The following is a 5,315-nucleotide window of genomic DNA, read 5'->3' on the forward strand; positions in this document are numbered from 1 at the left end:
CTTCAAGGCTGCGCGCGGCCGCCGAAAGGCTGCCGGTCTCGGCGACCGCCACGAAGCTCTTGATCAGGTTCCAGTCGAATTCATTCATTCATTTTTGAATATCAGATCGCCAGATTCAGTCAATTTCCATTCGTTTCCGGAGTGTCCAGATTAGGCGGGCAAAACGCAAGCAACGGAGACAAACAATGACCAAGATCGCAATTCTGGGCGCCAATGGCCGGCTCGGCCGCGTGGTTGGCAAGGCCTTCATCGACGCCGGTTTCGACGTCCGCGCCGTCACCCGCACCGGCAAGGTGCCGGCCGAGATCAAGGGCGCAACCGCTGTCGCCGGCGATGCTTTCGACCGCGAGTCCCTGATCCGGGCAACGCAAGGCGTCGACATCATCTTCAACGGCCTCAACCCGATCTACACCGACTGGGGCAAATGCCTGCCGATGGCCGAGAACGTCATGGCCGCCTGCCGCGCGAATGGCGCGCTGCACCTCTTCCCCGGTACCGTCTACAATTACGGCTCGCCGATGCCGCAGGTGGTCACGGAGGAGACGCCGTTCCATCCGACCACCGAGAAGGGCCGTATCCGCTGCGCCATGGAAGATCTGTTCCGCCGCGAGGCCGATGCCGGCCGCGTGCGCACCATTGTCCTGCGGGCCGGCGACTTCTTCGGCGGCACCGGCACCGGTTCCTGGTTCGACCTCGTCGTCGCCGCCAAGATGGAGAAGGGCGTCTACACCGCGCCCGGCCCGGCCGACCTCGTGCACGAATGGGCCTATCTGCCGGACTTTGCGGTCGCCTTTGTCGGACTGGCGCGCAACCTCGACAAGCTCGGCTCCTACGAAGCCATCAACTTCCCGGGCCACGCCGTCACCGACCTCGACATCAAGGCTGCGGCCGAAAAGGCGCTGGGACGCAAGCTCAAGCTCTCTTTCATGCCCTGGTGGGTGCTGCGCGCCGGCAGTCCGTTCGTGGCCATGTGGCGCGAGATCGTGTCGATGTCCTATCTGCGCTTCGAGGCGCACCGGCTGACCTCGACGCGGCTCGAAGAAATCATCGGCGAAATCCCGCACACGCCGCTCGACCGGGCGGTGGCGGAAGCCATCCAGGATATCGGCATCGCCGTCGCGCCCTCGCGCGAGGCCGCCTGATCAAGGCAAGGAGCGTCCTGGAAATGAAACGGCCGGGCTCTGAAGCCCGGCCGCAAATCGATCAGACCCGGCCCAACAGCAACATGATCAGCAGAATGACCAGGATGACGCCGACGATCCCCGATGGGCCGTAGCCCCAGGCCCGCGAATGCGGCCAAGCAGGCACTGCGCCGATCAGGATCAGGATCAGGATTATTACAAGAAGTGTACCGATCGTCATGAAAAGCCCTCGCCGTCTGGTTGAACTTCAAGGGAACAATGCAAAAAGCCGCCCGGTTGTTCCCGGACGGCTCTTCGCATTCGGGCTTCGAAATCCCGCTATTCCGCGGCTTTCGGGAAGGCGACGTCCGGCTCGGCGTTGGCTTCCTTGGCCGGTTCGTCGGTCACGACCTTGCCCTTGCCGAGGCGGAACAGGCCGCTGAACCAGCCGCGCCGCGCGCCGGGCTTCACCTTGGCGCGGGTGAACACCATCAGCATCGAAGGCGTCACCACCAGCGTGAGCAAGGTGGCGAAGGACAGGCCGAACACGATCGCCGAGGACAGCGAAATCCACCATTGCGTCGACGGCGCGTTGATCGTCGTCTCGTGATGGAAGATTTCGAGGCCGAGGCCGAAGGCGATCGGCAGCACGCCGAGGATGGCCGAAACCGCCGTCAGCACCACCGGCCGCGCGCGCTCGCGGCAGGTCTGCAGCACCGCGTCCATCTTGTCCCAGCCTTCCTCGCGCAGCCGGTCATAGGTGTCGATGAGAACGATGTTGTTGTTCACCACCACGCCGGCGAGCGCGATGACGCCGATGCCCGACATGACGATGCCGAACGCCTCGCCTGTCAGAAGCAACCCGAGGAACACGCCGATCGTCGCCATGACCACGCAGGACAGCACGAGCCATACGCTGGTGAACTTGTTGAACTGCGCAAGCAGCACCAGGAAGATCAGGAAGATCGCCGCGCCGAAGGCCTTGCTGAGGAAGGCGCTGGCTTCCGCGCTGTCCTCGTTGGAGCCGGCGAGCTTCCAGCGGATACCGCTGCCGAGATCCATGTCGGCGACGGCCTTGGTAACCTCCTGCTGCACCGCCGCCACCTGCGCGCCGGCGCTGACATTGGCCTGCACTACCACGGTTCGCGCGCCGTCGATGCGGTTGAGGATGCCGACCGTCGGCTCGGGCTTCCTGACGACGAAATTCGAGATCGGCACCGATCCTTGCGAGGTCTGCACCCGAAGCTCGTCCAGCGTCGACAGCGTGCGCCGGTCCTCCGGCAGGCGCAGCCGGATATCGACCGCGTCGTCGGCGCCGGCCGGCCGGTATTCCGACAGCTTGAGGCCATTCGTCACCAGTTGCACCACCGTGCCCACGGAGGTCGGGCTGATGCCGTACTGCGCCGCCTTGGCGCGATCGACATCGAGCGCCCAGTCGACGCCGGGCGGCGGCAGGCCGTCCGAAACATCGATGACGTTGGGTATCTTGGCGATGCGCGCGGCGACGGCGCGCGCCTTGTCGTCGAGCCCGGCAGGATCCGCGGCCGAAAGCCTGATCTGGACCGGCTTGCCGGTCGGCGGACCGGCTTCGGGCACGCGCACCTCGACATCGACGCCCGGAATGCCGGCCATGACGCCGCGCAGATCGTTGAGGATCTGGTTGGCGGACTTGCGCTGGCGCCAGTCGACGAATTCGTACTGGATGACGCCGACGACATCTTCCGGAATGTCCTGGCCGCCGCCTTGCGTCTTGCCGACGCGCGTATAGACCGATTTCACCCCCGGCCAGCCGAGCAGCCGGCTTTCGGCGGTCCTGGTGGCGGCGTCCATTTCGGCCAGCGAAAGGTTGCCGCGGGCATGCACGTAGAGCAGGCCGTAATCCGGCTCGACATTGGGGAAGAACTCGACGCCGGCGCCGTATTTCGAATAGGCGAAGCCGACGCCGACCAGCAGGCCGACGGTGAGCAGGATGACGGTGATCGGGAAGCGCACCGCCTGCTTGACCAGCGCCATGTACCAGCCGTCGCGATTGCTCTCCTCATGATGCGCCGGCGCCTTGGCGAAGATGGCGCCGAGCGTCGGCGCGAAGACCAGCGCATAGAGCATCGAGGCAGACAGCGTCACGATCAGCGTGATCGGCATGTACTTCATGAAGTCGCCGATGATGCCGGGCCAGAAGAGTAGCGGCGAGAAGGCGGCGATGCGCGTCATCGTCGCCGCGATCACCGGGCCGGCCATGCGCTTGGCTGCAAGCGCGAAGGCGTCCGCCTTCGGCATGCCTTCGGTCATGCGCCGTTCCGCGAATTCGGTGACGATGATGGCATCGTCCACCAGCATGCCGACCGCCAGGATGAGGCTGAACAGCACGATCATGTTGATCGTGTAGCCCATCATCGCCAGCAGCAGGATGCCGATCAGGAACGAGGAGGGGATGGCGAGGCCGATCAGCAGGGAGGCCCGCCCCGATAGCGCATAGAGGATGACGATGAACACCAGGATGACCGCGATCATCACATGGTTCTGCAGGTCGCCGAGCAGCTGGTTGACGAAGACCGACTTGTCCTGCGTGTAGGTGACGTGCATGCCCTCGGGCATTGTCTTGATGAAATTGTCCGACACCTCCCTGACATGGTTCAGCGTGTCGATCAGGTTGGCGCCGATGCGCTTCTTCACCTCGATGGCGATCGCCGGCTTGCCGTCGAGGCGGGTCACCGTCTCGGCGTCCTTGAAGGTCGAGCGGATGGTGGCGATATCCTTGGCCTGCACCACAGCGTTCGGCGTGGCGACGACCGGCAGGTTGGCGACATCCTCGGGCGTCTCGATCAGCGACGGCACCTTGACCGCGTATTTGCCTTCGGATCCTTCGAGGTTGCCGGCCGCGACCAGGCTGTTGGAGGCGCCGACGCCCTGCATCACCTGGTCGAGTTGCAGCCCGTAGGAGGAGAGCTTGACCGGGTCGACGACGACTTCGACCAAATCGTCGCGCGCGCCCTGCAGCGAACCTTCCAGCACGCCCGGCACTTCCTCGATGCGGTCGCGCAATTCACGCGCCGCGGCCGTCAGCACGCGCTCCGGCACGTCGCCGGAAAGTGTCACGACGAGAACCGGGAATTCCGAGACGTTGACTTCGTTGACCGTCGGCTCCTCGGCCGCCTGCGGCAGGTCGGCCTTGGCATCCTGCACCTTGCTGCGCGTATCCTGCAGCGCCGTCGCCAGATCGGTCTGCGGCTGGAATTCGACCAGCACATAGCCGCCGCCCTGGAAGGCGGCCGAGCGCATCTCCTTCAGCCCCTTGAGGCTCTTGAGCTTGCTCTCCATCGGCCTCAGCAGCAGGCGTTCGGAGTCCTCCGGCGAGATGCCCTGATAGATCAGGCTGACATACATCATCGGAATCGGAACGTCGGGTTCCGCTTCCTTCGGCGTCGACTGATAGGCGACCCAGCCGGCGGCAAGCAGGAACATCAGCGCCGATATTGTGAGGCGGGCGTTGTGGATGGCGAGTCTGACGATATCCATGACCTATGCCTGCTGTTTCCATGTGAGCGGCGACGTTGACCGGCGGCGCCGGGACAAGCCCGGCGCGCCTGGCGGTCGCGCTACTGCGTGCCGGCGGCAGCTTCGCTGATCAGCTTGTTGATGGTCGCCTGGTCGGCCTCGACGGGCTTCACCAGATCGCCTTCCTTCACCAGCTCCTGGCCGGCAACGATGATGCGCGCGTCCTGCGGAATGCCGCCGAGCACCAGTCCCGTCGGGGTGTCGTCGACGAGGTCGATCGGGAAGAACGCCACCTTGTCGTCCTTGCCGACGGCGCGGATGCCGAGGTCGCCCTTGTCGCCCAGAGTGACTACCGAGCGCGGCAGCAGCACCGCGTCGGTCGGCTCGGCGCTGAGCGCGATCTCGGCCGTCATGCCGGCGGGGATCGAGCCATCCCCGTTGGGGATCGCCACCTCGACACGGAAGGTGCGGGTCTGCGATGAGGCATCGCGGCTGATATAGCGCACCGTGCCGGTGACCTTCTGGTCGTTGACCAGGCGCACATTGGCCTCGTCGCCGATCTTGATGTAGCGCAGGTCGCGTTCGCTGATCTCGCCGCGCGCGATCACCGGATCGAGCTTCAGGATGGTGGCCACCTCGCCGCCCTGCATGACCGAGCTGCCAAGCTCGACCGGCACCCGGTCGATGACGCCGTCGAAC

Annotated in this window: 5 protein-coding genes; 1 reads left to right on the forward strand and 4 read right to left on the reverse strand. The window is 65.1% G+C overall.

Annotated elements, in window-relative coordinates:
- The coding region (locus EOA29_RS43045; protein WP_245468482.1) for a LysR family transcriptional regulator at positions 1-88 on the reverse strand (88 nt) is incomplete at its 3' end.
- Positions 89-185: 97 nt separating this feature from the next.
- Here EOA29_RS43045 and EOA29_RS17455 point away from each other — a divergent pair.
- Positions 186-1,142, forward strand: coding sequence for an SDR family oxidoreductase (locus tag EOA29_RS17455; RefSeq protein WP_126091485.1), 957 nt, complete (start codon positions 186-188; stop codon positions 1,140-1,142).
- A gap of 61 nt (positions 1,143-1,203) precedes the next feature.
- Here the strand turns inward: EOA29_RS17455 and EOA29_RS17460 are convergent, their stop codons facing one another.
- The 3 genes from EOA29_RS17460 to EOA29_RS17470 form a co-directional block, all read right to left on the reverse strand.
- Positions 1,204-1,362, reverse strand: coding sequence for a DUF3309 family protein (locus EOA29_RS17460; RefSeq protein ID WP_126091484.1), 159 nt, complete (start codon positions 1,360-1,362; stop codon positions 1,204-1,206).
- Positions 1,363-1,460: 98 nt separating this feature from the next.
- Positions 1,461-4,637: an efflux RND transporter permease subunit gene (locus tag EOA29_RS17465; RefSeq protein WP_126091483.1), complete on the reverse strand. Its 3,177-nt coding sequence runs from the start codon at positions 4,635-4,637 to the stop codon at positions 1,461-1,463.
- Between the two features lie 80 nt (positions 4,638-4,717).
- Positions 4,718-5,315, reverse strand: a 598-nt coding sequence (locus tag EOA29_RS17470) for an HlyD family efflux transporter periplasmic adaptor subunit (protein WP_127221202.1), incomplete at its 5' end; no start/stop codon positions are given.

The organism is Mesorhizobium sp. M1E.F.Ca.ET.063.01.1.1 (genome assembly GCF_003998155.1).
Taxonomy (GTDB): domain Bacteria; phylum Pseudomonadota; class Alphaproteobacteria; order Rhizobiales; family Rhizobiaceae; genus Mesorhizobium.